This is a genomic window from Pseudomonas fluorescens, assembly GCF_000802965.1.
Classification (GTDB): domain Bacteria; phylum Pseudomonadota; class Gammaproteobacteria; order Pseudomonadales; family Pseudomonadaceae; genus Aquipseudomonas; species Aquipseudomonas fluorescens_A.
Genome location: NZ_JSAK01000036.1, coordinates 41012 through 67611 on the forward strand (window position 1 = coordinate 41012; position 26600 = coordinate 67611).

20 protein-coding genes are annotated in these 26600 nt (G+C 59.1%); 8 read left to right on the forward strand and 12 right to left on the reverse strand.

All coding sequences use genetic code 11. From position 1 onward, the window contains the following. The 3 genes from mupP (at position 1) to NL64_RS26525 (ending at position 2870) form a co-directional block, all read left to right on the forward strand. Positions 1 to 672, forward strand: a complete 672-nt coding sequence (gene mupP, locus NL64_RS26515; protein ID WP_034151028.1) for an N-acetylmuramic acid 6-phosphate phosphatase MupP — start codon at positions 1 to 3, stop codon at positions 670 to 672. Between the two features lie 171 nt (positions 673 to 843). Further along, a complete protein-coding gene (locus NL64_RS26520) occupies positions 844 to 1584 on the forward strand; it encodes a YciK family oxidoreductase (RefSeq protein ID WP_034151029.1) in 741 nt (246 codons plus the stop codon). A gap of 359 nt (positions 1585 to 1943) precedes the next feature. After that, positions 1944 to 2870, forward strand: a complete 927-nt coding sequence (locus tag NL64_RS26525) for a GGDEF domain-containing protein (RefSeq protein WP_034151030.1) — start codon at positions 1944 to 1946, stop codon at positions 2868 to 2870. Between the two features lie 137 nt (positions 2871 to 3007). Here the strand turns inward: NL64_RS26525 and NL64_RS26530 are convergent, their stop codons facing one another. The 7 genes from NL64_RS26530 to NL64_RS26560 form a co-directional block, all read right to left on the reverse strand. Then, positions 3008 to 3769, reverse strand: a complete 762-nt coding sequence (locus NL64_RS26530; RefSeq protein WP_263386221.1) for a TenA family transcriptional regulator — start codon at positions 3767 to 3769, stop codon at positions 3008 to 3010. A 79-nt stretch (positions 3770 to 3848) separates the two neighbouring features. Beyond that, positions 3849 to 6308: an EAL domain-containing protein gene (locus NL64_RS26535; protein ID WP_034151032.1), complete on the reverse strand. Its 2460-nt coding sequence runs from the start codon at positions 6306 to 6308 to the stop codon at positions 3849 to 3851. A 150-nt stretch (positions 6309 to 6458) separates the two neighbouring features. Continuing rightward, positions 6459 to 8276: an ABC transporter ATP-binding protein gene (locus NL64_RS26540; protein ID WP_034151033.1), complete on the reverse strand. Its 1818-nt coding sequence runs from the start codon at positions 8274 to 8276 to the stop codon at positions 6459 to 6461. Next, entirely contained in the window at positions 8269 to 8871 is a 603-nt protein-coding gene (locus NL64_RS26545) for a DsbA family protein (RefSeq protein ID WP_172668711.1), read from the reverse strand. Before NL64_RS26545 ends, NL64_RS26540 begins: the two co-directional genes overlap by 8 nt. Before the next feature lie 39 nt (positions 8872 to 8910). Then, a complete protein-coding gene (gene trhO / locus NL64_RS26550) occupies positions 8911 to 9852 on the reverse strand; it encodes an oxygen-dependent tRNA uridine(34) hydroxylase TrhO (protein ID WP_034151035.1) in 942 nt (313 codons plus the stop codon). 144 nt (positions 9853 to 9996) lie between these two features. Next, entirely contained in the window at positions 9997 to 10296 is a 300-nt protein-coding gene (locus NL64_RS26555) for a BolA family protein (RefSeq protein ID WP_034151036.1), read from the reverse strand. 12 nt (positions 10297 to 10308) lie between these two features. Beyond that, a complete protein-coding gene (locus tag NL64_RS26560) occupies positions 10309 to 10833 on the reverse strand; it encodes a DUF2059 domain-containing protein (RefSeq protein WP_034151037.1) in 525 nt (174 codons plus the stop codon). 192 nt (positions 10834 to 11025) lie between these two features. Here NL64_RS26560 and NL64_RS26565 point away from each other — a divergent pair, with 192 nt between their 5' ends. Further along, positions 11026 to 12420, forward strand: a complete 1395-nt coding sequence (locus NL64_RS26565; protein ID WP_034151038.1) for a class II fumarate hydratase — start codon at positions 11026 to 11028, stop codon at positions 12418 to 12420. Positions 12421 to 12517: 97 nt separating this feature from the next. Here the strand turns inward: NL64_RS26565 and NL64_RS26570 are convergent, their stop codons facing one another. After that, on the reverse strand, positions 12518 to 13471 hold the full coding sequence (locus NL64_RS26570) for a DMT family transporter (RefSeq protein WP_034151039.1): 954 nt from the start codon (positions 13469 to 13471) through the stop codon (positions 12518 to 12520). Positions 13472 to 13681: 210 nt separating this feature from the next. Here NL64_RS26570 and NL64_RS26575 point away from each other — a divergent pair, with 210 nt between their 5' ends. Further along, a complete protein-coding gene (locus tag NL64_RS26575) occupies positions 13682 to 13876 on the forward strand; it encodes a DUF6316 family protein (protein WP_034151075.1) in 195 nt (64 codons plus the stop codon). Positions 13877 to 14015: 139 nt separating this feature from the next. Here the strand turns inward: NL64_RS26575 and NL64_RS26580 are convergent, their stop codons facing one another. Both NL64_RS26580 and pap read right to left on the reverse strand, forming a co-directional pair. Beyond that, on the reverse strand, positions 14016 to 15200 hold the full coding sequence (locus tag NL64_RS26580; protein ID WP_034151040.1) for a thiolase family protein: 1185 nt from the start codon (positions 15198 to 15200) through the stop codon (positions 14016 to 14018). A gap of 102 nt (positions 15201 to 15302) precedes the next feature. Beyond that, complete coding sequence (pap, locus tag NL64_RS26585) at positions 15303 to 16817, reverse strand: polyphosphate:AMP phosphotransferase (RefSeq protein WP_034151041.1); 1515 nt, start codon at positions 16815 to 16817, stop codon at positions 15303 to 15305. A gap of 250 nt (positions 16818 to 17067) precedes the next feature. Between pap and mnmC the strand changes: the two genes are divergently transcribed. Then, positions 17068 to 19047 (forward strand): bifunctional tRNA (5-methylaminomethyl-2-thiouridine)(34)-methyltransferase MnmD/FAD-dependent 5-carboxymethylaminomethyl-2-thiouridine(34) oxidoreductase MnmC, encoded by a 1980-nt coding sequence (gene mnmC / locus NL64_RS26590; protein WP_034151042.1) that lies wholly within the window; start codon positions 17068 to 17070, stop codon positions 19045 to 19047. A gap of 10 nt (positions 19048 to 19057) precedes the next feature. On the opposite strand, the gene NL64_RS29875 is transcribed toward mnmC, so the two are convergent. Beyond that, positions 19058 to 21565, reverse strand: coding sequence for an NEL-type E3 ubiquitin ligase domain-containing protein (locus NL64_RS29875; RefSeq protein WP_253277115.1), 2508 nt, complete (start codon positions 21563 to 21565; stop codon positions 19058 to 19060). A 200-nt stretch (positions 21566 to 21765) separates the two neighbouring features. Then, positions 21766 to 22740: a dermonecrotic toxin domain-containing protein gene (locus NL64_RS30750; RefSeq protein WP_052321315.1), complete on the reverse strand. Its 975-nt coding sequence runs from the start codon at positions 22738 to 22740 to the stop codon at positions 21766 to 21768. A 294-nt stretch (positions 22741 to 23034) separates the two neighbouring features. On the opposite strand from NL64_RS30750, the gene NL64_RS26600 reads away from it, so the two are divergent. Both NL64_RS26600 and ngg read left to right on the forward strand, forming a co-directional pair. Beyond that, complete coding sequence (locus NL64_RS26600; RefSeq protein WP_034151043.1) at positions 23035 to 24807, forward strand: N-acetylglutaminylglutamine amidotransferase; 1773 nt, start codon at positions 23035 to 23037, stop codon at positions 24805 to 24807. Between the two features lie 3 nt (positions 24808 to 24810). After that, positions 24811 to 26559, forward strand: coding sequence for an N-acetylglutaminylglutamine synthetase (gene ngg / locus NL64_RS26605; protein ID WP_034151044.1), 1749 nt, complete (start codon positions 24811 to 24813; stop codon positions 26557 to 26559). The last annotated feature ends 41 nt before the right edge of the window (positions 26560 to 26600 follow it).

Genomic DNA, 26600 nt, shown 5'->3' on the forward strand with positions numbered 1-26600 from the left:
ATGCGTATCAGAGCAGTTCTTTTCGACATGGACGGCACCCTGCTCGACACCGCGCCGGACTTCATTGCGATCTGTCAGGCGATGCGTGCCGAGCGCGGCTTGCCGCCGATCAACGACAAACACATTCGCGACGAGATCTCCGGCGGCGCCAAGGCGATGGTCGCGGCGACCTTCTCCATGGACCCGGAATCGCCGGGGTTCGAGGAACTGCGCCTGGAGTTCCTGGAGCGCTACCTCGTCGGCTGTGCGGTGCACAGCAAGCTGTTCGACGGCATGGCTGAGTTGCTCGCCGACATCGAGAAGGCCAACCTGATCTGGGGCGTGGTCACCAACAAACCGCTGCGCTTCGCCGAGCCGATCATGCAGCAGCTGGGACTGGCCGAGCGTTCGGCGCTGCTGATCTGCCCGGATCACGTGAAGAACAGCAAACCGGACCCGGAGCCTTTGATTCTCGCCTGCAAGATGCTCGACCTCGACCCGGCCAGCGTGCTGTTCGTGGGCGATGACTTGCGCGATATCGAATCGGGTCGCGATGCCGGGACCAAGACTGCGGCGGTGACTTTCGGCTACATCCACCCGGATGACAACCCGCGGCACTGGGGTGCGGATGTGGTGGTCGATCATCCGCTGGAGTTGCGCAAGGTGCTCGATAGCGCGCTCTGCAGCTGCTGATCACGACGGCGCTTTTGTGGCGAGGGAGCTTGCTCCCGCTGGGCTGCGAAGCGGCCCCTCTCTGACAGGCATACCGCATTTGCAGGTTTCACGATTGCTTCGCAATCGAGCGGGAGCAAGCTCCCTCGCCACAAGTGCGATGCCTGACTACTGAATTGTTGTGAGGTTTTTATGTTTGATTATTCCGCACGCCCCGATCTGCTCAAGGACCGGGTCATCCTGGTCACCGGTGCCGGCCGTGGCATCGGTGCTGCCGCCGCAAAAACCTACGCCGCCCACGGTGCCACCGTGCTGTTACTGGGTAAGACCGAAGCCAACCTGACCCAGGTCTACGACGAAATCGAAGCCGCCGGCCACCCGCAACCGGCCGTGATCCCGTTCAACCTCGAAACCGCCCTGCCCCATCAATATGATGAGCTGGCGGCGATGATCGAAACCGAATTCGGCCATCTCGACGGCTTGCTGCACAACGCCTCGATCATCGGTCCGCGCACACCGATCGAGCAGTTGTCTGGCGAAAACTTCATGCGCGTGATGCAAGTCAACGTCAACGCCATGTTCATGCTCACCAGCACCCTGTTGCCACTGCTCAAGTTGTCCCAGGACGCCTCGGTTGTATTCACGTCGAGTAGCGTGGGCCGCAAGGGTCGTGCGTATTGGGGCGCGTATGGCGTCTCCAAATTCGCCACCGAAGGCCTGATGCAAACCCTGGCCGACGAAGTCGAGACCGTGGCACCGGTGCGCTCCAACAGCATCAACCCGGGGGCGACTCGCACCAGCATGCGCGCCCAGGCGTATCCGGGTGAAAACCCGCTGAACAACCCGACGCCAGAGGAAATCATGCCGGTCTACCTGTATCTGATGGGCCCGGACAGCACCGGTATTAACGGGCAGGCGTTCAACGCGCAATAATACCGTGCGTCGCTTATGTGCCGCGCCGACGTCCCGTCGCGGCGCATAAGGCGCCCAAGGTTCTCAGCCAAATAACGTCGCAAGAATTCGCCCGCCACTTCCAGAAGTCGCCAACCTACTGATTTAAAACCATTTTATTTAAATTGAATCGTTTGGCATGACTTTCGCTCTACATGCATTCAGAACATGCAGGGCGAAAGCAGCGGCGACAGGAATGAACTGGGCAGTTACAAAACTTGTACAAAGCAGATTAAACTTGTACGAAATGTCCTAGGGACTGACGGATCAGTACGACGCGCTGCCCAAAGCCGCTCTCACCCAGCTTGTAAGACAGCTTACTGCTCAAGGGCGCACGCCATATGAAATCACCTCCCCAGACCAACGCAATTGATTTCGATAGCGCCAAATTGCAACGCCTGGGCTTTGGTCAGCAGCAACCCACTCTGGAAAGGCCGATCAGTCTCGCGCAATTGCGCCAGCAACTCAGCATGCAACTGCAAACCAGCCTCGAGCCACAACGCATACTCGGTTTGTTCTACCGCGAAGTTCAACGACTTGTTCCCCTCGACGCCTTGAGTTACCAGCACAAGAGCAGCGACTTACGCCTGGAATTCGGCCACCGCGGTCACCACTCGATCAGCTACAGCCTCAGCCATGAAGGCGAACATCTGGGCGAATTGGTGTTCCGCCGCAACCAACCTTTCAGCGAGCAAGAACAGGGCTACCTCGAATCACTGCTGGCCTCGCTGCTGTACCCGATGCGCAACACCCTGCTCTACCGCGTCGCCACCCAAAGCGCATTGCGCGACCCGCTGACCGACACCGGCAACCGCATCGCCATGGACCAGACGCTGACGCGGGAAATCGAACTGTCACGGCGTCATCTGCAACCCTTGTCGCTGCTGATGCTGGACATCGATCATTTCAAGCAGATCAACGACACCCACGGACACAGTGCCGGCGACGACGTTCTCAAGGCTGTTGCCGCCTCGATCAAAAACCAGTTGCGTAATGTGGATATGGTGTTTCGCTTTGGTGGCGAAGAGTTTTTGATCCTGCTGTCCAACACCAGCCGGGAAGCAGCGGCCCTCGTCGGTGAGCGACTGCGGAATGCGGCGCAAACCGAGGAATATGTTGCGGATGGTCGCTCGATCGAGCTGACCGTGAGCCTGGGCTGTTCAACGCTTCTGCCAGGCGAGTCTGCCGAGAGTTTGTTGCGACGGGCCGACAATGCGTTGTATGTCGCCAAGCGCGAGGGGCGAAACCGGTTGGCGATGGCCGGCTGAATATCTGGCGATGCCGCATAACCAATGTGGGAGCGAGCCTGCTCGCGATAGCGATTCATCATTCAACGTTGATGTTGTCTGACGCTCCGCTTTCGCGAGCAAGCTCGCTCCCACAGTTTTATTGCGTGTAACTCAGATTAACCTTCAGCCAGTGCCAACCGCTCGCGGGCTACCGGCGTTCTGTCCGCGTGTTCCAGCTGCATGCAGCGCTCCAGGAACAGGAACATGTAGTCATAGCTTTTGCACACCGCCGAACGCAACTCGTCCTGCAAAGACTTGCTCGGATTCATCCCCGCCAGGGTGCAGATGATTTCCAGCGCTTCCCATGGATGGGCGTCGTCGTACTGGGCGTGCATCTTCAGCCACTTCATCGCGCGTTTGCGATCCTCTTCCGGGAACGCTGCGGCATATACGCCACTGGAGCAAACCAGCGCCGACCATTCTCCGGTCGCACCTTCGATGGCGTAGTTGGTGGCAGCAATGGCCACGATCAGCGAATCCGCCGAACTGGTGTGCCAGCACCAATGGCTCAAGGCGTGAAGCTCAGGGGCTACCTGTTGCGCTTGCAGATCTTCCAGGGTGACGCCATGAGCTCGGCTCCAGTTCACCCAGTAATCGGCGTGGTTCAATTCGACACGAATGTTGCGCATCAGCCAGCGACGCGCCATGTCTTCGCCAGGGTGCCGGGCAAAACGGGTCTTGGTCAGGTTTTGTGCCATGTATAACGCGAACTGTTCGACTACCGGCCAGCCACCGATGAGGTAGTGGCGCATAGTCTTTGCACTGAGCTTGTTGTCACGCATGCGCTGATACAGTTCGTGTTCGACAACCCGGCGCTTACTCTCGCTGCAATCCTGGATCAGGCGCTGGGCCCATGCGGGATAACTTGCGGCTTCCATGAGTGGTCCGGTTCGGTTGAATGTGTCGATCACTGTCGGGCTCCTTTTGATTGTGATTGTTTTGGATCAGCGAGAGATTTCAACGGAAAGTGCCAGGCGCCTTCAACAACAAAGGTTGAGGCCTGGCAGGACGACTTTGCAAACTATCGCAGGTAAACAGTTGCGGGCGTTCAATAACATACCCTTGAGCGTAATCCACCCCGATCTCCAGCAATGCCTGCTCGATCTGGGGCGTCTCGACAAACTCGGCAATCGTACGCTTACCCATGACATGACCGATGTGATTAATCACCTCGACCATGGCGCGGTTAATCGGGTCGTCCAGCATATCCTTTACGAAACTCCCGTCGATCTTCAGGAAGTCTACAGGCAAATGTTTCAGGTAAGCGAATGAGGACATACCGGCGCAAAAGTCGTCCAGTGAAAAGTGACAACCTAAGCCTTTGAGCTCATTGATAAATCTAATTGCGCTGCCCAGATTGGAAATTGCACTGGTTTCAGTGATTTCAAAACAAATCATTTCAGCCGGGATTGAATTAGTAACGAATTGTTCACGCAAGAAGTCAAGAAACGCCTCATCGCCAATGGTCGTGCCTGACAGATTAATCGCACACATGGCCAGCGGGCCCTTGTGCCTCTCTGCGCGGCATTGGGCAATGATCTTGAAAACATTCTGCACGACCCAACGATCAAGCGAGGTCATCAGGCCATAACGTTCGGCGGCCGGAATAAAGCTGTCGGGCAAGATCATTCGGCCGGCTTCGTCATGCAGGCGCAACAGGATTTCGATATGCCCGCTGCCCGGATCGGTATGACCCAGCGGCGCGATCTCCTGGGCGTACAGACAGAAGCGGTCCTCTTCCAGCGCCATGTGCAAGCGTTGCACCCAGGCCATTTCACCGAAGCGCAGGGACAGTTCCGAATCGTCAGGGTGGTAGACCTGCACCCGGTTGCGACCTTTTTCCTTGGCCATGTAGCAGGCCATGTCAGCAGCGCGCAACGAGGCTTCGAGGGTGGTCGGATTATGGGCGACATGCACCAGCCCGATGCTGACGGTGGTCACGAAAGGACGCCCTTTCCAGACAAAATGCAGGTTCTGCACGGTTTGGCGCAGGCTCTCGGCAATTTTCTCCGCGGAATCAACGGTGCAGTTTTCCAGCAGGATGCCGAATTCGTCGCCACCGAGCCGGGCCAGCGTATCGCTCTCACGCAAACCGGATTGCAACAGCGCGCAAATATGCCGCAGCAACTCGTCACCCGCCGCATGGCCGCAGGTATCGTTGACCAGTTTGAACTGATCAAGATCGAGGAACATCAAGGCATGACGCCCCGACTGCCGCGTCAGGGTATGCAGCGCCTGCTCCAGGCGATATTCGAACTCGCGGCGATTGGCGAGCCCGGTCAAGGCGTCGTGAGTTGCTTGCCAGGACAGATTGGCAATGTATTGCCGCTCCTGAGTCATGTCGTGCAACACCAGCACGGTGCCGCTGACTTTGCCGGCATTGCGGATCGGCGCGCCGACCAGCGTCACCGATACGGTGCTGCCGTCCAGACGCTGAATCAGTTTCGAATGTTCGCTGCCACCGCTGAGCTGGCCACTCAGAATGCGCTCGATCAAGGTAAAACCGTCGGACTGCGCGTTCTCATCCAGCAGATTGAACAACGCTGCCAGCGGCAATCCCGTCGCCTGCTCGGCCTTCCAGTGGGTCAATGCTTCAGCGGCCGGATTCATGTAGGCGATGGCGCCTTCGACATCCGTGGTGATTACCCCATCGCCAATCGATTGCAAAGTGATCTGTGCCCGGTCTTTCTCCAACTGCAAGGCGTCAGCAAAGGCATGGCGTTGTTTGAGCAGTTTATGGGTGCGCATCAGGGCTAATGCGATCAAGCCCAAGGCGGTGGCGATGTTCGTCACCAGCAGCAGGCGAAGAATGACCCGCGAGCCTTCGCCCAAGGCATCACTAAAGGCTTTCGCCGCCGGTGTCACCTCATCGTTGATCGCAAAGATCTGCGACTTCCAGCGCCGGATATCCAAGTCGGAAGCCGGGGTGGCGGTGATGTGCTGATGCATGTCCTGCGCAACGTCATCAAGCTTGACCAGATACGCGTCACCCACTGTCCAGAGATCGATGGCCTTTTCGAGGTAACTGAAATGGCGGAAATTGAGGTACAGCCAGATCAGGCTGGAAACGTCATCCGGGTGGTTGCCGCCCTTGAGAATCGCCAGTCGTGCCGCCTCGATGTTCGGCGGCTGATGATCCAGCGCCACGCGCAACTCGTGACCGCCCTGAGGCACGGCGATGGCCGTCTGGTACTTCTGAAAAATGGCTTCATCGCGGTTATCCGCGTAGAGATTGAGGTAATAGATGGCGTCTTTCTGGCCCTTGGACCAGAGGCTTTCGCCGGCGACATAGCCGCGAACCGCCGACAGTACGTAGAGGCTGACTCCGCCCAACAGGGCCTGAAACACCACAACGGCAATGAATGGCCAGACGATGCCCAATAGCCGAGGCGTTCCGAGTGTCCGCGTTTGATTCATGAGGTCCCTTGCATTAGCACTACTTGATCGTCTTCCGGACGAAATCGCTACAGCTAGACTAGGAGGCGTTCGCATTCCCGGCAAGTGTCAAGCCGGCGCTATTCAGGCACAGCATACTGGAGGTGAACGAGAAACAAACGCTTACAGAGATCAGTGCTGTTGTAAATGCCCATACAACTTGGCGTACAAACCACCCTCGGCAATCAACTGCTGATGGTCGCCATCCTCGGCAATTTGCCCACCATCGAACACCAGCACCCGATCGGCCTGCTTCACGGCAGAAAGTCGGTGGGCAATGATCAACGTGGTGCGGTTGCTCAGGAACCGCGCCATTGCCTGATGCAGGTTGTATTCGGTGGCGGCGTCGAGCGCTGAAGTGGCCTCATCGAGAATCACCACCTTCGGTTCGGCCAAAACCATCCGTGCAATCGCCAGGCGTTGCCGCTGCCCGCCGGACAAGCGCACGCCGGAACGTCCGACGACACTGTCCAGGCCGTTGGGCAACTCGCGAATGGTGGCGTGCAGCTGGGCGATTTCCAGTGCTTGCCAGCAAGCCTCGTCGCTGCGTTCGCGGCCCATGGTCAGGTTGGCACGCACGGTGTCGTTGAACAGCGCCGGATGCTGCAGGACCACGGCGACGTTTTCCCGCACGGTCTCCAGACCGATCTCTTGTTGGGTAGAACCACCAAAGCGAATGGTCCCGGCCAGTGGCGTGTACAGGCCCAGTAGCAATTGCACCAGCGTGCTCTTGCCGCCACCGCTGGCACCGACGATCGCAACTTTTTCACCGGGGGCGATGGACAGATCCATCTGGTTCAACACCAGTTCATCGCCGTAGCCGAAACTCAGGCCCTGAACCTCGATACCCACGGTCTCGCGGCCAGTGAACGGGTCGACACCCTTCGGATACTCCGGCTCATCGGCGCGGGACAACAACTCGTTGATTCGCGACAGCGCACCGCCGGCGGCGTAGTAGGCGTACTGCAAGTTCAGCAGTTGCTCCACCGGACCGATCATGAACCACAGGTAGCTGAACACCGCGAGCATCTGGCCGATGGACAGGTCGGAAAACAGCACGGTGAGCATGGCGGCGGCTCGGAAAATATCGATGCCGAACTGGAACAGTAAACCACTGGCCCGGTTCGAGGCGTCGGTTTTCCACTGCGAACTTACTGCGTAATCGCGTACTTCCCTGGCGCGCAGACCCAAACGGCCGAGGAAAAAGCCCTGGCGGTTACCGGCGCGAACTTCCTGGATGGCATCGAGGGTTTCGGTCAACGCCTGGGTGAAGCGCGAGGTGCTGTCGTTCTCGAGTTTCTTCAGGTGTTTGACCCGCTTGCCCAACTGCACCGTGGCGTAGATCACCAGTGGGTTGAACAGCAGAATCAGCAGCGCCAGCTTCCAGTGCATCCACATCAGAATGCCCGCCGTGCCGACCAGCGTCAGCATGGCCACGAGGAAACGGCTGAGGGTTTCGCCGACGAATTTGTCCAGGGTGTCGAGGTCGGTTACCAGGTGAGTGGTTACCGTGCCGCTGCCCAGACTTTCGTACTCCCCCAGCGAAATGCGCTTGAGCCGTTCGATCAGGCGCATGCGAATGCGGTATACGATGTCCTTGGCCAGCGCCGCAAACAATCGCGCCTGCACCACGTTGAACAGTAAGGCAGCACAGCGCAGGGCCAGGGTCACCAGCAGCATCAGGCCGATGTATCCCGCTGCTTTCTGCCAGACATCCGGCAGTGCGTGGTTCATGATTTTCAGGGCGGCGTCGCCATGGCCCAGCAGCACTTCGTCCACCAGCAACGGCAACAGCAAAGGAATCGGGACGCTGCACAGGGTGGCCAGCACGGCCACGCCGTTGGCGATCCACAGGGATTTCTTGTGATGAAGGGCCAGACGACGGATTTCTGCCCAGCTTAATCGGTCGACACGCTTGGCAACGGGGGTGTCGTCAGGCAGATCATGCACAGGCAGCGCGCTCCAGCCAGCGGCCGAGCAGCGGTGACAGCACACTGAGCGGTTGATAGCCATTGGTCAGCAGCGCCAATTGACCATTTCGCTCAGCCAGCAAGGTAGGGAAACCGGCAATACCCAGGTCCTGAACCCAAGTGAAATCGGCAGCTGTCGCCGCGTGAGTATCGGCGCGGTCAAACGCGGCGGCGAACTCGATGCGCGGCAGGCCTGCGCGCTCCGCCAACTCCACCAACACGCTGGCATGGGTCACGTCGCGCCCTTCGGCATAAAACGCATGCTGGATCAGCCCGAGCAGTTTCCACGCACAATCCGGCGCCAGGCCGCGTGCCGTCACCAGCGCGCGGCAGGCGGGTTCGGTGTCGTAGACAAATCCATCAGGCAAGGCACCTTCGCGTTTGAACGGTTGGCTCGTGGCCTCGTTGACCGCTTGCCAGTGCTCAAGGATGTAGCGCCGGGTGGTCGGTTCAAGCGCCGAGCCACTGCCGGTGCGCAAACCGCCCACCACCAGATGTACGTCCACGCCCGCGGCCGCTGCCTGCTCGACCAATGCGTTTGCAACCGGGGCAAAGCCCCAGCACCAGGAGCACATCGGATCCATCACATAGAGCAGGCGGCGCGCAGACATGGTTCAGGCCTCGGAGGATGCTTGCTTGTAGTTGTAGCCGATCGGGTGCGGCATGTTGCGAGCCTTGGCCAGTTCGATCTGCTTTTGCCGATCGATGGCACTGCGACGGGTTTTCTCGCTCAGTTTGTCCCAGCAATGCGGGCAACTGATACCGGCCACGTAATGTTCGGATGCACGGTCTTCGATGCTGACCGGCGTACGGCAGGCATGACATTGATCGTAGTCACCTTCGCTCAGGTCATGGCGCACCGTCACGCGGTTATCGAACACGAAGCAGTCGCCCTGCCACTTGGTTTCTTCCTGCGGCACCTCTTCGAGGTACTTCAGAATGCCGCCCTTGAGGTGGTAGACCTCACCGTAGCCTTCGCTGAGCATGTAGCTCGAAGCCTTTTCGCAACGAATGCCGCCGGTGCAGAACATCGCGACCTTTTTGTGCACGGTCGGGTCGAAGTTGGCTTTGATGTAGTCGGGAAATTCGCGAAAACTGGTGGTTTTCGGATCGATCGCGCCTTCGAAGGTACCGATCGACACTTCGTAGTCGTTGCGGGTGTCGATCAACAGCACTTCCGGATCGCTGATCAGTGCGTTCCAGTCCTGCGGATCCACGTAGGTGCCGACCTTTTTGTTCGGGTCCACGCCTTCAACGCCAAGGGTGACGATTTCTTTCTTGAGTTTGACTTTGGTGCGGTAGAACGGCTGCTCGTCGCAGTACGACTCTTTGTGATCGATGTCGTCCATGCGTGGGTCGTTCTTCAGCCAGGCCATCAGCCCGTCGATGCCTTCGCGGCTGCCGGACACGGTGCCGTTGATGCCTTCTTCGGCGATCAGCAGGGTGCCTTTGATGCCGTTGTCGACCATGGCCTTGAGCAGTGGCTCACGCAGGTCAACGTAATCTTCCAGGGTGACGAACTTATACAGTGCCGCCACGACAATCTGTTGTGTCATGGGTAAATCTCCAGGTGGCTACCCTCGTAAGGGGTGAACCGGATGCGAAAAAAAACGCGCCGGGTGAGCGGCGCGTTGCGTAGTCTAACAAAAATAAAGCCAACCCTGTAGGAGCCGGCTTGCCGGCTCCTACAGGTGGTGATCTTAGTGCTTGCTGCCACCGGCACAAGTCGGCGAAGCCGGAGCCGCGTCGATCTGTGCCCATTCCTCTGGCGTGTAGGTGTGCAGCGCCAACGCATGGAACTCGCCCATCAGCTCGCCGAGTGTGCCGTAGACTTTCTGGTGGCGCTTGACCCGGTTCAGGCCTTCGAACTGCTCACTGACAACCACAGCCTTGTAGTGGGTCTGCAACCCGCGACTGTGCATGTGGCTTTCATCCAGCACCTGAAGATGCTGGGGCTGAAGCAGGCCCAGGGTCGATTCGATGCGTTGTTGCATGGTCATACTGAACTCCGCTTAAGGCTTTTTCTTGGCTGGAGCGGCGGCGCCTTTCGGGTCCAGCTCAGCGGTCATGTCAGCCAGCAGTTTGTTGACCACAGGTACCGCGCTTTCCAGTTTGGCTTGAGTCATCTGGGCCGATTGCTGGGTCAGCTGTGGCATTTTTTCCAGGACTTTCTTGCCCAGTGGCGACTGGTAGAAAGCAACCAGGTCCTTGAGCTCGGACTCGGTGAAATTGGTGGTGTAGAGCTTGACCATGTCCGGTTTCAGCTTGTTCCAGCCAATGGCCTGGTCCAGGGCGGCGTTAGCCTTGGCCTGGTAGGTTTCCAGTACGGCTTTTTTCGATTCCGGGGCTTTGGTTTGCTGGAAGCGCTGAGCGAACATCTGCTGCACTTGCATGTACACCGGAGTGCCCAATTTGTCAGCATGCGCCAGGGTCAGGAAAGCCTCGGCACTGGCGTTGTGGCTGGCGGTATCGGCAAAAACCTGGCCGCTGGCGCAAACCAGTGCAACCGCGGTACAGATGGCGCGAAGACGAGTCATCGAGTTTCCTTTTCTAGCAGGCGAGGTAAAACCCCAAGGACGTCCATTCTGCGCCTAAAAAAGTGTGTCACTCAACCCCAAGCCTTGTCGCGCCTGATTTAGAGGGGTTGAATGAGCAGAATCGAGACTGATGGAACCACGGCCGGCGATCACGGCCTAAACTGCGCAATCAGACCAACAGGAGTGTGCACGATGAGCCGTATCGAAACCGACAGCCTTGGCCAGGTTGAAGTCCCGGATGAAGCCTACTGGGGCGCTCAGACGCAACGCTCGCTGATTAATTTCGCCATCGGCAACGAACGCATGCCACTGGCAGTGCTGCACAGCCTCGCGCTGATCAAGAAAGCCGCGGCACGGGTCAACGATCGTAACGGCGACCTGCCCGCCGACATTGCCCGGTTGATCGAGCAAGCGGCTGACGAAGTCCTCGACGGCCAGCATGACGATCAGTTTCCACTGGTGGTCTGGCAAACCGGCAGCGGCACCCAGAGCAACATGAACGTCAACGAAGTGATCGCCGGGCGCGCCAACGAACTGGCCGGCAACCCGCGCGGCGGCAAGTCCCCGGTGCATCCCAACGATCACGTCAATCGCTCCCAGAGTTCCAACGACTGCTTCCCCACCGCCATGCACATCGCCACCGTGCAGGCCGTACAGCAGCATTTGCTGCCGGCGATCAGCGAATTGTCTGGCGGATTGGCCGAGCTTGCGGCGCGGCACATGAAACTGGTCAAGACCGGGCGCACGCACATGATGGACGCGACGCCGATTACTTTCGGCCAGGAAGTTTCGGCGTTTATAGCGCAACTGGATTACGCCGAACGGGCGATCCGCAGCGCATTGCCGGCGGTCTGTGAACTGGCCCAGGGTGGCACGGCGGTCGGGACAGGGCTCAATTCGCCCCACGGTTTCGGTGAGGCCATCGCCGCCGAGCTGGCCGCTCTTTCCGGTTTGCCGTTCATCACCGCCCCCAACAAATTCGCTGCCCTCGCCGGCCATGAGCCGCTGACCACGCTATCTGGTGCGCTGAAAACCCTGGCGGTGACGCTGATGAAAATCGCCAACGACTTGCGCCTGTTGGGTTCCGGCCCCCGTGCCGGTTTCGCCGAGGTCAAACTGCCAGCCAACGAACCGGGCAGTTCGATCATGCCGGGCAAGGTCAATCCGACCCAGTGTGAAGCACTGTCGATGCTGGCCTGTCAGGTGTTGGGCAACGACGTCGCCATCGGTTTCGCCGCGAGCCAGGGTCACCTGCAACTGAACGTGTTCAAACCGGTGATCATCCATAACCTGCTGCAATCGATCCGCCTGCTGGCCGATGGCTGCAGCAACTTCCAGCAGCATTGCATCGCTGGCCTGGAGCCGGATGCAGGAAAAATGGCTGAGCACCTGGAACAAGGCTTGATGCTGGTAACGGCACTGAACCCGCACATTGGCTATGACAAATCGGCGGAAATTGCCAAGAAAGCCTATGCCGAAGGGCTGACCTTGCGCGAAGCGGCACTGCAATTGGGGTATCTGACCGATGCAGAGTTTGATGAGTGGGTAAGGCCGGAGAATATGCTGGAGGCTGGGGCCAAGGGCTGATTTTTGCAGTAAAGCGAAAAGATCGCAGCCTGCGGCAGCTCCTATAGAGGGTACGCATTCCCTGTAGGAGCCGCCGCAGGCTGCGATCTTTTGATCTTCAGGCCATGCGCATCCGCCGAGCCCTGAGCCCGGCTATCAACGAAGGCCCCAACGCCACCAATGCCGATCCCAACACCACTAGCACCGCCCCGCCATACCCCAGACCATTGATCGTCTCGGCCTGCACATACTCCGGCCACCACCAGGCCGCCAGTGCCACCGCACCAAAAGTCACCAACGGCGTGATCGCCAATGTCGCACTCACCCGCGACGCTTCCCAATGGGCCAACGCCTCGGCAAACGCGCCATACGCGATCAGGGTGTTCATGCAGCACGCCAGCAGCAGCCAGCCTTGCAGCGGATTCAATTGCAGCGCTTCCAGCGGATGCACCCATGGCGTCAGCAACAAACCGCAGGACAGGTAGATCACCATCATCACCTGCAACGAATTCCACACCGTCAGCAACTGTTTTTGCCCCAGCGCATAAAAGGTCCACACCGTGGATGCCAACAACACCAACAGCACGCCAGCGGTGTAATCGCTGAGCGAGGTCAGCAGTTCACTCAAACGCTGATTGAAAAACAGCGCGAAACCGACCAGCAGCACCAACAGACCAATGCCCTGCCCCAGGCTGAAGCGTTCCTTGAACACAAAGACACTGGCGATCAGCAACATGATCGGCCCCATCTGCACCACCAGTTGTGCGGTGCCAGGGCTGAGCAGGTTCAGGCCCATCAGATACAGCACGTAATTGCCCACCAGTCCGAGCACCGCCATCAGCACCAGCCAGCCTCCGCGCGGGCCGAGCACTTTGCGACTGGGCAGGCGTTTGGTCGCCGCCAGGTAAATGAACAGACAGCCACCGGAGACCATCAGGCGAAACCAGGTCACCGTGACCGGGTCCATCACCAGCAACACTTGTTTGAGTTTGATCGGCAGGATTCCCCACAACAACGCGGTCAACAAGGCCAGCAACAGACCGTAAACCCAGCGACCCGACGAAACGTGCATGTGAACCCCAAAGCCAACTTTCAAGAACCGTCATTCTAGGCGCACCCCCTTGAAGCACACAGGGACAGTTGGCGGCAGGACGCGAATGAAACTGTGCAGGTCGCACCATTAATTTGGCGAGTTGCCGTCGATCGGATGGCCAGGCACGGCAAGTGGTTCATGCTTAAGCTGATTGGATCCATAAACATGAACATCCATCAGGAGATCGCCATGTACGGCATGCGCGCCCAGGACAGCGGCCCCGCCACCCATTTTCGCAGTGACCGGTTATGCCGTGTGAATGGAATGCTGTATTTCATCACTCGGGAAAACACCCATGAGGGGCCGTTTGAGAGTCGGGAAGAGGCGTTGCGGGAGATTCAGGCGTATATCGAGCGGGTGCAGGTTTTGCAGATGAGCCGGTAAACCGGGGCGCCTGCATCGCGGGCAAGCCCGCTCCTACAGGTTTTGTGGCGTTCGCAATCATTGTGATCACCACCAATCACTGTGGGAGCGGGCTTGCCCGCGATAGCAATCTAACAGTCACTAAAAATACTCAAAGTATTTAGCGAACCGCCTCAAACAACCCAGTAGCCCCCATCCCGCCACCCACGCACATGGTCACGATGCCGTAACGCAAATTGCGTCGCTGCAACTCACGCACGAGATGCCCGACCTGACGCGAACCGGTCATGCCGAACGGGTGGCCGATGGAAATCGAACCGCCATTGACGTTGTACTTGTCGTTATCGATTTGCAGACGATTACGCGCATACAGGCACTGCGAGGCGAAGGCTTCGTTGAGTTCCCACAAATCGATATCGGCAATCTGCAAGCCCTTGGCCTTGAGTAACTTAGGCACCGAGAACACCGGGCCGATGCCCATTTCGTCCGGCTCACAACCGGCCACGGTGAAACCACGGAAAAAGGCTATCGGCTTGAGCCCCAGTTCCAGCGCTTTTTCCAGGCTCATCACCAGCGTCATCGAGGCGCCGTCAGACAGCTGCGAAGAATTGCCCGCCGTCACCGAGCCGTCTTCAGCAAACACCGGTTTCAACCCGGCAAGACTTTCCAGCGTAGTGTCCGGGCGGTTGCAGTCGTCACGATCGACCACGCCGTCGAGAATCTGCACCTGGCCGGTGGCCTTGTCTTCAACGCGATACTTCACCGCCATCGGCACGATTTCATCGTCGAACAGCCCGGCGGTCTGCGCCTGGGCAGTGCGCTGCTGACTTTGCAGGGCGTACAGATCCTGTTCTTCGCGGCTGACGTTGTAACGGCGAGCGACGATTTCGGCGGTCTGGCCCATCGGGAAGTAGATGCCCGGCACCTGCTCCTTGAGCAGCGGGTTGATCAGGTTGTCGGTGTTGACGCTCTTCATGGTCAGGCTGATCGACTCGACGCCACCGGCGACGATGATGTCGCTGCAGCCCGAGGCGATCTGGTTGGCGGCGATGGCAATCGCCTGCAAGCCCGACGAGCAGAACCGGTTGAGGGTCATGCCCGCGGTGCCGGTGCCCAGTCGAGAGAGCACCGCGACGTTGCGCCCGATGTTGTAGCCCTGCGCGCCTTCGTTGGAGCCGGCACCGACGATGCAATCCTCGACGCTGGCCGGGTCAATGCCCGAGCGCTCCAGCAAGGCGTTGACGCAGTGAGCCGCCATGTCGTCCGGACGGGTCATGTTGAATTTGCCGCGAAAGGATTTGGCCAAGCCGGTCCGTACGCTGTCGACGATCACCACTTCACGCATGGCATACCTCATTGTTGTTGTCGGTTGAGAGTGGATCGAGCATATGCCCACCCCGACACCGACCGCGACAATCATTCATCCCGCGTATGCGCAGCCATCGGCTCACTTCTTGTGTTTGCGCGCCTGTTTGTCGGACTTTTCGAACGCCTCTTCAATGGCCAGATTGATGGTGCGCAACACTTTCACCCGCGCCCAGCGTTTGTCATTGGCTTCCACCAGCGTCCACGGCGAAATCTCGGTGCTGGTGCGGTCAACCATGTCGCCGACGGCGGCGCGATAGGCATCCCATTTATCGCGATTGCGCCAGTCGTCTTCGGTGATTTTGAAGCGCTTGAACGGAATGTTTTCGCGCTCCTGGAATCGCTCCAGTTGCGTCTGCTTGTCGATGGACAGCCAGAACTTGACCACGATCACCCCGGCGTCGGCGACCTGTTCTTCGAAGTCGTTGATTTCACTGTAGGCCCGCAACCAATCCGCCGGGCTGCAAAAGCCCTCGATTCGCTCCACCAGCACCCGACCGTACCAGGATCGGTCGAACACGGTGAATTTGCCGCGCGCCGGAAGATGCCGCCAGAAACGCCAGAGATACGGCTGCGCACGCTCCTCTTCTGTCGGCGCGGCAATCGGCACGATGTTGTATTGCCGTGGGTCCAGTGCCGCTGCGACCCGGCGGATCGCCCCACCCTTGCCCGCCGCGTCGTTGCCTTCGAACACCGCCACCAGCGCGTGGCGGCGCATGCGTTTGTCGCGCAGCAGCCCGGAAAGCCGTGCCTGTTCGGTGATCAGTTGTTCTTCGTAATCGTCCTTGGTCAGACGCAATTTCAGGTCGAGGCTGTCGAGCAGGTTGACCTGATCGACACTGGGAAAAACCGGCGCAGCGCTGACTTTTTCCGGATGAATTTGCGGTCGTTTCAGTGCGGCCTGCAGGCCTTCAAGCAAAATCTTGCCCACCACCAGGCTGCGATAACGCGGGTCCATCCCGGCGATCACGTGCCACGGTGCGTAGTCGCGGCTGGTGCGACGCAAAACCCGTTCGCCAAACTTTACAAAACGGTCGTAAGTTTCAGACTGCTGCCAGTCCAGAGGGCTGATGCGCCAGCTGTGCAACGGGTCGTCAGCCAACGCCTTGAGGCGCGCCTTCATTTGTTTCTTGGACAGGTGAAACCAGAATTTGAAGATCAGCGCGCCTTCATCGCAGAGCATCTTTTCCAGGCGCTCGGCCGAATTGATGCTTTGATCCAGACGCGGGTCCTTGATCACGCCATGAACCCGCGCCTGGAGCATCTGGCTGTACCAGTTGCCGAAGAAAACGCCCATGCGCCCCTTGGCCGGGAGCATCCGCCAATAGCGCCAGGCCGGTGGTCGCGCCAGTTCTTCGTCGGTTTGCTGATCGAAGGTGCGGACCTCGATCAAGCGCGGGTCCATCCATTCGTTGAGCAACTTGACCGTCTCGCCCTTGCCGGCGCCTTCGATGCCGTTGATCAAAATGATCACCGGAAAACGCTTTTGCTGCTGAAGTTCGAACTGCGCTTCGAGCAAGGCTTCACGCAGGGCCGGCACTTCGGCGTCGTAGGTTTCTTTGTCGATGGTGTGATCGATTTCGGCAGATTCGAACATGAATGACTCCCTTCCAGATGTGAGCAAGACTAGCGGATTGACCTCTGCATCGTTGGAGAAATCCAATTTTTAAAGCCGCCGAGAAACTCGTGGCGAGGGAGCTTGCTCCCGCAGGACAGCGCAGCCGTCCCCAAAAAACGTTGCGGCTGCTTCGCACCCGAGCGGGAGCAAGCACCCTCGCCACAAAGGCGGATCAGGCACCGCCCCCGTGATCGGCTAGAATGGCCGCCTTGCCGTTGCCGAGCCTGCCATGAAACCTGTAATGCCCCACGCCCAGCTCGACTGGGACGACCAGGGTCGACCGCATTCGCGCGTGTTCGACGATGTGTATTTCTCCGATAAATCGGGGCTGGACGAAACCCGCTACGTATTCATTGAGCAGAACCGTTTGGCCGAACGCTTCGCCGCACTGCCACAGGGCGGACGTCTGGTCATCGGCGAAACAGGCTTCGGCACGGGGCTGAACTTTCTGTGCGCCTGGCAGGTGTTCGAGCAACATGCAGCAGCCGGCGCGCGGATGCATTTTGTCAGTGTCGAAAAATACCCATTGAGCCCCGCCGACCTGCAGCGTGCCCTGGCGCTGTGGCCGGAACTCAAAGCGTTTGCCGATCAGTTACTGGCGCAATACGTGGCCATTCACCAAGGTTTCCAACGCCTGACACTGGCCGACGGCCGGGTCACCCTGACGCTGCTGATCGGTGATGCACTGGAGCAGTTGCCGCAACTCGATGCACAAATCGATGCCTGGTTACTCGACGGATTTGCCCCGGCGAAAAATCCGGACATGTGGACGGCTGAACTGTTTGCCGAGTTGGCGCGATTGGCCGCACCCGGCTCGACCATCAGCACCTTTACCAGCACCGGTTGGGTTCGGCGCCTGCTGAACGCCGCCGGTTTCAAGATGAAACGCACGCCGGGCATCGGCCATAAATGGGAAATCCTGCGCGGCGAATTCCTAGGCTGGCCGTCAGACGTTCCGGTCCCCGCTCCCGACAAACCCTGGTTCGCCCGACCTGCGCCGCTGACCGGTGAACGCCGCGCCCTGGTGATCGGTGCCGGTCTCGCCGGTTGCGCCAGCGCCGCCAGCCTCGCTGCGCGGGGCTGGCAGGTGAGCGTGCTGGAGCGACACTCGGCCATCGCCCAGGAAGCCTCGGGCAATCCTCAGGGCGTGCTTTATCTCAAATTATCAGCCCACGGCACGGCGCTATCGCAAATGATCGTCAGCGGCTTCGGCTACACCCGACGCCAACTCGAACACTTGCAACGGGGCATCGACTGGGACGATTGCGGCGTGCTGCAATTGGCGTTCAATGCCAAGGAAGCCGAACGTCAGATGCAATTGGCGGCGGCGTTTCCCGAGGACTTGCTGCACCTGCTGGATCAACCCCAGGCACAAGCCCGGGCCGGAATCGGACTGACCCACGGCGGCCTGTATTTCCCGGAAGGTGGCTGGGTCCATCCACCGGCGTTGTGCCAATGGCAGGCTGCGCACCCACAGATCCAAGTGCTCGCGCACCACGATGTGCTCGAACTGCGCAAGGCCGATGGCCAGTGGCAAGCCTGGGACGGCGAACGCTTGCTCGCCAGCGCACCGGTGGTGGTGCTGGCCGGCGCCGCCGAGATCCAGCGCTTTTCCGAAAGTGCCGAGCTACCGCTCAAGCGCATACGCGGGCAAATCACTCGTCTGACACAAACAGCGCAAAGCCAGGCGCTGAACACGGTGGTTTGCGCCGAAGGTTATGTCGCCCCCGCGCGCCTGGGCGAACACACCTTGGGGGCCAGCTTCGATTTCAAGAGCGACGACCTGACCCCGACCACGGCCGAACACTTGGGCAATCTGGCCATGCTTGAGGAGATTTCCCACGACCTGGTCATACGCCTGCAGGCGAATGAACTTGAACCGGAACACCTTGAAGGACGCGCAGCCTTTCGTTGCACCAGCCCCGACTACCTGCCCATCGTCGGGCCCTTGGCTGACCATCAAGCCTTCGCCCAGGCCTATGCCGCACTGAGCAAGGACGCCCGACAGGTGCCGGACGTCGAATGCCCCTGGCTTGACGGTTTGTACGTCAACAGTGGCCACGGCTCACGCGGCCTGATCACGGCGCCGCTGTCCGGAGAACTGCTGGCGGCCTGGCTGGATAACGAGCCCCTGCCCCTGCCCAGAAGCGTCGCCGAAGCCTGTCATCCCAACCGGTTTGCCTTGCGGCGCTTGATCCGGGGCAAGTAGCCCCGGTCACTCAATCGCCCGGAACAGCACAGAGCCCCAAATCAACCAGTCTCAAGGCATCGTTGGTCAAGCGTTCCAGAACCGCATTTTCGGCGTCCTCTTTGGCAACCTTGATCACGTTGAGTTGAGTGAGGTAGCTACCGGTGGTGAGTCTGTCGGCCTTATCGAATACCGCCTCGATCTTTGCCGAGAATGTTTCGTCGACTGAAACGAATTGACGTGGGTGATTGCGCTTCAGGTAATCGGTCCAAAAAGGCTGCTTTACCAAGAACTTCAGGAGTTCGGGTGACAGTTCTGCGGATGTCACTCGAGTTTGCGCCGTGTCCAGAGCTGTTCGAGTGACACCACTGAGAGACGCATAGCGCATGTGCCGTGGCTGACCGGGCAACTCGAAATGCTTCGCCAGCCCCGTTCGATAGGCCAGGCTTACTTCCAGGGGGTCGACTTTCGGGTTGTCCTTGATATGTTCCTGGGCGATGCGGTCCAGTTGATCCAGGCGAAACAGGCCACGGGCCAATTTCAGCAGCGGCGCCGCCGTCGATTGCTTGCCGCCAGCAGGATTGATCACCCTGTCGATCTCCACCGCCACTTCCAGATGGCTGAAATTCAATGCCGCCGAATCCGTGCAGTTGATCGGGTTGGCCGCCAGTTCCAGTACGTGTTCTCGCAGCGCTGAATTGCCCTCGGCCGCTTCCAATACCCGCCAGACACGAAGGGTCATGTCCTCCTGCACGTGTTCGGAATCGGCGGTATGAATCAGTTCCGACAGCAACCGAAACAGCCCATCGGTCTGCGGATCGTCCTTGAGTGCGGTCCAGATCGCGTTTCGCTTGTTAAATGTCTCGCCAGCACTTTCCGGCAACCAAAGCGACCGTGCAGCCTGTTCGTTCAGGCGTGTGATGTCGTCCTCAAGGTAGCCCATGCCGGTACCCACGCTGTCGCGATACTCCTTGAGCCGGGTGAGGCTCGTATCCGACAGAGAGTTGTGTCGCAAATTGATCGTCTCGCTGAAACGGCGCGGACTGCTGAACAGCCAGTCTGGCAAGTCCTTGATGTCATTGTCGCGCAGGTCCACACGATCCAGATTGGGCAGACGCGACAGCCCTTTGGGCAACTCCGTGGCGCGGGTTTCGCGCACAGAGAGGAAACGCAGATCGAACATTTTGCTCACGTCCGGTGTAGCACCGAGCGGGTTATAGCCCAGGTTCAAGGTTTCGAGTGTGCGCAGGTTGGAGAGCTTTAGCAGTGTCTGTTCCGTCAGTTTTATCTGGTTTTTCTCCAGACTGAGTTGCTTGAGACCGGGCATCAACGACAAAACCTCCGGCAGCAATGTGAGCTTGTTGTTGTCGAGCTGAATGGACTCAACCTTCTTGAACGCTTTAATGAAATAGGCGACGTCGTTACCCAACGCCATGTTCTTCAGCGATAGACGGCTTACATGGTCGAAGGAGATTTCGGCTGGCAGGATCGGCAGTTTTCCAATCCGCATGCCGTCCAGCTTCAGGCTCGAAGTCCCATCGTTGAGCACGCTGTACAAACGTCGCCAGCTGTCCTCGATGATCTCCGCCACTTGGCTGCGGCTACGCAGGTATTCGCCGCGCTCGCCGCCCACATCCTTCCAGTCAGCTTCATCGATACTCCACGTCTCAAGCAGCGTGCGTAACTGCGTCAGCTGCTGCTGAAGCTGTTTGACCGCATTCGCCCGGGCCAAATGATCACTGCCCAATTCATCGAGAAATGTGCCGGCAGTAATCTCGGAGAACAGCGGATAGAGTTTCCTGACCTTGCGCACCAATCGCTTCGAGTGATTGGTGGCAGCGACAGGGGAATCGCCTAGAGTACAACCCGTCTCTGTGGGTGCAGGTTCTATCGTACCGGTGGACAGGAATTGCCTAGCCTCCGTCCGCTCCTCGATGACTTTGCCCAGCAAACGAGCACGCAGACGCCCACCATCGCCGGTTTCCGTGAAGCCGAAAGCAAGACGCTGCGGTGACGGTATCGCCGTGATGATTGCATCAAAGAGACCGTTCGGCCCCGTTGAAGCGGACCCTAGAGATTTGCCGTCGCTGCCGAATGGCCTGTAGCTTTTCCCCGACTTGACGACAATGCACTTGAGCGCCGTATCGCTGGTGTCCTTGCCAACGCTCTCAAGAAGCTTGCCTTTGGGTGCGTTCTCCCGCAGTTCCAGTCGGATGTTGTGGTTCCAGCCAGTCAAGCGACTGAGAAACTGAATGCCAAGTTTTTCACTGTCGGCCCCGGCAATCGCCGGCAAGTAAAACCCGGCGAGCGCCCGGTCCAGACGTACCTCAGCCGATGCCGCGCGAATGTTCTGCGCCAATTCCATGGGTACTCGCCCGGTCGCTCTCAGGTGCAAGCGTTCGACACTCGACGCCCCATCAATCAACTCTCGGGCCACCGGAACGAAAAGCCCCGCAACCGTACCAAGGGTCAAACCGAGGTCGAGATACTTGAGCAAGCGCTTTTGACGGGCGTCTTCATCGACATCGGCAGTGGGCACGGCCAGTTTCCTGGCGTCGACCTGCAACTTGCCCACTTGGCTCTGAAGCATGAAATCGAAAAGTGATGTGGTGATTGGCAGTTGCTTGATAAACCCCAGGCTGCGGGTCTCATCGAACGTGGCAAAAAAATCCGCTTTGTCGTCTTCATCGATGCTGTGGGCGAAGTAGTCCTTGTATCTGCCGACGCTGAGCTTGAGGGTCAGGTATTGCTTGAAGTCAGCAACTTCGAGTATTCGTAAAGAGGCCGATGGGGTTCACCCGGCATGTAAACCAGACACCACTCGTCGGGGTATTCCTCGACAGAGCGCACGGAAAACACCACCACGCCCCACACGCAGCAGTTGTGTATTTCAATGCCCTGCATGATCAGCGTTTTGGCGCCGTGAACCAGAGTTGACGCCTGTAGAGTGTGGCCGGTCTCGGGCCCGAACATGGTCAGCAGGGCCTTGTAGATCGCCTCGTCGATATGACCTTTCATCAACGCCATGTGGGTGTCCATCAACATCAACAGGCGTTTGAGCTGCTTGATGTCAGGCACTTGGGCACCGGTGGCGACCACTTTGCCATCCCGGCTGGTCAGGCCGAAAACGTCCTGGAAATGCTCCTGATAGCGTTTCTCCAGATCCAGCTCGCGGCAAAACGTGGCAAAGGCTTGCGGCGTTAGCTCGGCGACGCCGGCCGGTGCACTGGTCATCCGCACAACGCTGCCCGCGGGAAAACCATCGGTCGCCGCTTCATCCTCGGTTAAGTTCTGCATGGCCGCTTCCAGCAAGCTGTGAGTAGCCGCAGGCACTGCCTGGGTCGCACCCGATGACGGCGGCGTATCGCTGCAGCCGCAATCAGCGCCGGGCAACTCCAGGTGGTCGTTTTCGACATCGAAACGGGCTGGCCATTTGGCACCGAGGGCCAAGGTCAGCGCCTCGATGCAAAACACTTTCAGCGGCTGCAACTTGCGCAGGTTCGTATCGACTTTCGCCTGACAGAGTTGAAATTCACGAAGGGTTTTATCCAGCGCCCCGATCATTTCGGGTTTGGCTTGGGCCAGCCATGTTGGCAAGGTTTTTTCAAGCACCTGGGCGGTGTCCAGATCGCCCGTGGCGTCGAGCAACGCGGCCAGCTTCTTTTCCTGAGTCAACGGCACAACGGTCTCGGGTGTGGTCTCGGTGGTAGCCATCAGCAATCTCCTTATTGCAGATTCGAGCAGTCACCTTAACCAGTTGGCGCTTGGGAAAATAACGCGAATTCCTGCACGGATTCATGGGCAACACAGCAGAAATCTACATGTTTGAGATAACTATCTACCGCACTCAATTGAGCACGTTCTGCTATTGGCCTGCGCCATAGCCGTTCGCGCTTATAACTGATCGTTCTAAAACTCCCACTACCGAGGCGGGTCAGTTTCTGAGTACCCGCCATTTTGGCGCGGAATCGATTGACCCTCCCCAACGGAAAAACCGGTAAGGAATTTATGTGCGGATTAGCTGGCGAGTTACGTTTTGACAATCAACCTGCAGACCTTGCAGCCATTGAACGAATCACCCATCACCTGGCGCCCCGTGGCCCTGATGCATGGGGTTTCCATAGCCAGGGTCCGATTGCCCTGGGCCATCGACGCCTGAAAATCATGGACCTGTCGGACGGCTCGGCGCAGCCGATGATCGACCAGCAATTGGGCTTGTCCCTGGCCTTCAACGGCGCGATCTACAACTTCCCGGAATTGCGCACTGAGCTGGAAAGCCTGGGTTACGCCTTCTATTCCGGTGGTGACACCGAAGTGCTGCTCAAAGGCTTTCACGCCTGGGGTGAAGCGCTGCTGCCAAAACTCAACGGCATGTTCGCCTTCGCCATCTGGCAGCGCGACACGCAAAGCCTGTTCATCGCCCGTGACCGTCTCGGCGTGAAGCCGCTGTACCTGTCGCGCACCGGTGAGCGCCTGCGCTTTGCCTCAGCGCTGCCAGCATTGCTGAAGGGCGGCGACATCAACCCGATCCTCGACCCGGTGGCGCTCAATCACTATCTGAATTTTCACGCGGTCGTCCCTGCACCACGCACCTTGCTGGCAGGCATCGAAAAACTGCCGCCGGCCACCTGGATGCGCATCGACGCGGATGGCCGCACCGAGCAGAAAACCTGGTGGACCCTGCCCTACGGCCCACACGCTGACGAGAAAAATCTGACACTCGAAGACTGGCGTGATCGCGTACTCGACAGCACCCGCGACGCGGTGGCGATTCGTCAGCGTGCGGCGGTCGATGTGGGTGTATTGCTTTCCGGTGGTGTCGATTCAAGCATGTTGGTCGGTCTGTTGCGTGAGGTCGGCGTGGAAAACCTCTCGACCTTCTCCATCGGTTTCCAGGATGCCGGCGGCGAGCGCGGTGACGAGTTCCAGTATTCGGACCTGATCGCCAAACACTACGGCACCCATCACCATCAATTGCGCATCGACGAAAAAGAGATCATCGAGCAACTGCCCGCCGCGTTCCGCGCCATGAGCGAGCCGATGGTCAGTCATGACTGCATCGCCTTTTATCTGCTGTCCCGTGAAGTGGCCAAGCACTGCAAAGTGGTGCAAAGCGGCCAAGGGGCAGACGAACTGTTCGCCGGCTATCACTGGTATCCGCAAGTGGACGGTGCGAGCGATCCGTACGCGGCTTATCGCGAGGCGTTTTTCGACCGCTCCTACGACGATTACGCGGCCACCGTGCAACCGAAATGGCTGACCGCCAATGACGCTGCCGGTGACTTCGTCAAAGAGCATTTCGCACAACCCGGCGCCGACGCAGCGGTAGACAAAGCCCTGCGCCTGGACAGCACGGTGATGCTGGTGGATGACCCGGTCAAACGCGTCGACAACATGACTATGGCTTGGGGTCTGGAAGCGCGTACGCCGTTTCTCGACTATCGACTGGTGGAATTGTCGGCCCGCATTCCGGGCAAATTCAAACTGCCCGACGGCGGCAAACAAGTGTTGAAAGAAGCGGCGCGCCTGGTCATTCCAAGCGAAGTGATCGACCGCAAGAAAGGTTATTTCCCGGTGCCGGGCCTCAAGCACTTGCAAGGCGAAACGCTGAACTGGGTGCGTGAACTGTTGCTCGATCCGAGTCAGGATCGCGGCCTCTTCAACCCGGCGATGCTCGACCGCCTGCTGACCGACCCGCAAGGTCAGTTGACCCCGCTGCGCGGCTCCAAGCTGTGGCAATTGGCGGCCATGAACCTGTGGCTCAGTGAACAAGGAATCTGATCGATGAAACCTCACGCCACGGCGATCAACCAACGCTTGTTGCGCGGTCAGACGCCCTCTTATGAACGATTGCAGGCGCGCCTGGCCGAAGACGGCAGCACGCTGGGCGCGGCGCCGATTGCGGTGCATTGCGGCTGGGGCCGGTTGCTGATCGGCCACACTTTTGCTGATGCGGCCAGCCTCGCCCAGGAGTTGCTCAACGAACAACCCGGTGAGCGCGACATTGCCCTGTATGTCGCCGCGCCCCAGCAAGTGCTGGGGCTGGAGCCGACCCAATTGTTCCTCGATCCGTCGGACACCTTGCGCCTGTGGTTCAGCGATTACCGTCAGGCCACCCGGGTGTTTCGCGGCTTTCGCATCCGTCGTGCCCAGAGTGACGCCGACTGGAACGCGATCAACCAGCTGTACCAGGCTCGCGGCATGCTGCCGATCGATGCCACGTTGCTGACTCCGCGACACTCCGGCGGCCCGGTGTACTGGCTGGCCGAGGACGAGGACAGCGGCGCGGTCATCGGCAGTGTCATGGGACTCAACCATCACAAGGCTTTTAATGATCCGGAGAACGGCAGCAGCCTGTGGTGCCTGGCGGTCGATCCGCATTGTTCTCGACCGGGCGTCGGTGAAGTGCTGGTGCGGCATTTGATCGAACACTTCATGAGTCGCGGGCTGAGTTACCTCGATCTGTCGGTGTTGCATGACAACCGCCAGGCAAAAAATCTTTACGCCAAGCTCGGTTTTCGCAACCTCTCGACGTTCGCCATCAAGCGCAAGAACGGCATCAATCAGCCGCTGTTTCTCGGGCCAGGCCCAGAAGCCGAGTTCAATCCCTATGCGCGGATCATCGTCGAGGAAGCGTTGCGCCGGGGCATCGATGTACAGGTCGACGACGCCGACGCCGGGATGTTTACCCTGAGTCATGGCGGGCGCCGGGTGCGTTGTCGCGAGTCCCTCAGTGACCTGACCAGTGCTATCAGCATGAGCCTGTGCCAGGACAAAAGCCTGACCCACAAAGTACTCAAGGCCGCGGGGCTGAACCTGCCGTCGCAGCAACTGGCGGGCAATGCCGATGACAATCTGGCGTTTCTCGACGAGCACCAACGCGTCGTGGTCAAACCGCTGGACGGCGAGCAAGGGCAAGGCGTGGCGGTGGATTTGCAAACCATCGAAGACGTCCAGCACGCCATCGAAGCTGCGCGCCAGTTCGACGGCCGGGTGTTGCTGGAAAGCTTCCACGAAGGCCTCGACCTGCGAATTCTGGTGATTGGTTTTGAAGTGGTCGCGGCTGCGATCCGTCGCCCTGCGGAAGTAGTCGGCGATGGTCAGCACTCGATTGGCGCATTGATCGAAGCCCAGAGCCGTCGTCGGCAGGCAGCCACCGGTGGCGAAAGCAAAATCCCGCTGGACCACGAAACCGAACGCACCTTGCAATCCGCCAATTACGACTACAGCAGCATTCTGCCGGCCGGCGAGCATCTGTTCGTACGGCGGACGGCGAATCTGCACACCGGCGGGATTCTCGAAGACGTCACCGCGATTCTCCATCCGACGCTGGTGGATGCCGCCGTGCGCGCGGCGCGGGCACTGGATATTCCCGTGGTGGGACTCGACCTGATGGTGTCTGCCGCCGATCAACCGGAGTACGTTTTTATCGAAGCCAATGAACGCGCCGGACTGGCCAACCATGAGCCACAGCCGACGGCTGAGCGGTTTGTGGATTTGTTGTTTCCGCATAGCCAGCCGGTTGTTTCCTAGTGATGTAGCGCCTGGATGACCGCCATCGCTGGCAAGCCAGC

Coding starts and splice junctions, on each gene's coding strand:
- mupP (WP_034151028.1), top strand. CDS start 1: ATGCGTATCAGAGCAGTTCTTTTCGACATGGACGGCACCCTGCTCGAC.
- NL64_RS26520 (WP_034151029.1), top strand. CDS start 844: ATGTTTGATTATTCCGCACGCCCCGATCTGCTCAAGGACCGGGTCATC.
- NL64_RS26525 (WP_034151030.1), top strand. CDS start 1,944: ATGAAATCACCTCCCCAGACCAACGCAATTGATTTCGATAGCGCCAAA.
- NL64_RS26530 (WP_263386221.1), bottom strand. CDS start 3,769: ATGGAAGCCGCAAGTTATCCCGCATGGGCCCAGCGCCTGATCCAGGAT.
- NL64_RS26535 (WP_034151032.1), bottom strand. CDS start 6,308: ATGAATCAAACGCGGACACTCGGAACGCCTCGGCTATTGGGCATCGTC.
- NL64_RS26545 (WP_172668711.1), bottom strand. CDS start 8,871: ATGTGCTCCTGGTGCTGGGGCTTTGCCCCGGTTGCAAACGCATTGGTC.
- trhO (WP_034151035.1), bottom strand. CDS start 9,852: ATGACACAACAGATTGTCGTGGCGGCACTGTATAAGTTCGTCACCCTG.
- NL64_RS26555 (WP_034151036.1), bottom strand. CDS start 10,296: ATGACCATGCAACAACGCATCGAATCGACCCTGGGCCTGCTTCAGCCC.
- NL64_RS26560 (WP_034151037.1), bottom strand. CDS start 10,833: ATGACTCGTCTTCGCGCCATCTGTACCGCGGTTGCACTGGTTTGCGCC.
- NL64_RS26565 (WP_034151038.1), top strand. CDS start 11,026: ATGAGCCGTATCGAAACCGACAGCCTTGGCCAGGTTGAAGTCCCGGAT.
- NL64_RS26570 (WP_034151039.1), bottom strand. CDS start 13,471: ATGCACGTTTCGTCGGGTCGCTGGGTTTACGGTCTGTTGCTGGCCTTG.
- NL64_RS26575 (WP_034151075.1), top strand. CDS start 13,682: ATGTACGGCATGCGCGCCCAGGACAGCGGCCCCGCCACCCATTTTCGC.
- NL64_RS26580 (WP_034151040.1), bottom strand. CDS start 15,200: ATGCGTGAAGTGGTGATCGTCGACAGCGTACGGACCGGCTTGGCCAAA.
- pap (WP_034151041.1), bottom strand. CDS start 16,817: ATGTTCGAATCTGCCGAAATCGATCACACCATCGACAAAGAAACCTAC.
- mnmC (WP_034151042.1), top strand. CDS start 17,068: ATGAAACCTGTAATGCCCCACGCCCAGCTCGACTGGGACGACCAGGGT.
- NL64_RS30750 (WP_052321315.1), bottom strand. CDS start 22,740: ATGGCTACCACCGAGACCACACCCGAGACCGTTGTGCCGTTGACTCAG.
- NL64_RS26600 (WP_034151043.1), top strand. CDS start 23,035: ATGTGCGGATTAGCTGGCGAGTTACGTTTTGACAATCAACCTGCAGAC.
- ngg (WP_034151044.1), top strand. CDS start 24,811: ATGAAACCTCACGCCACGGCGATCAACCAACGCTTGTTGCGCGGTCAG.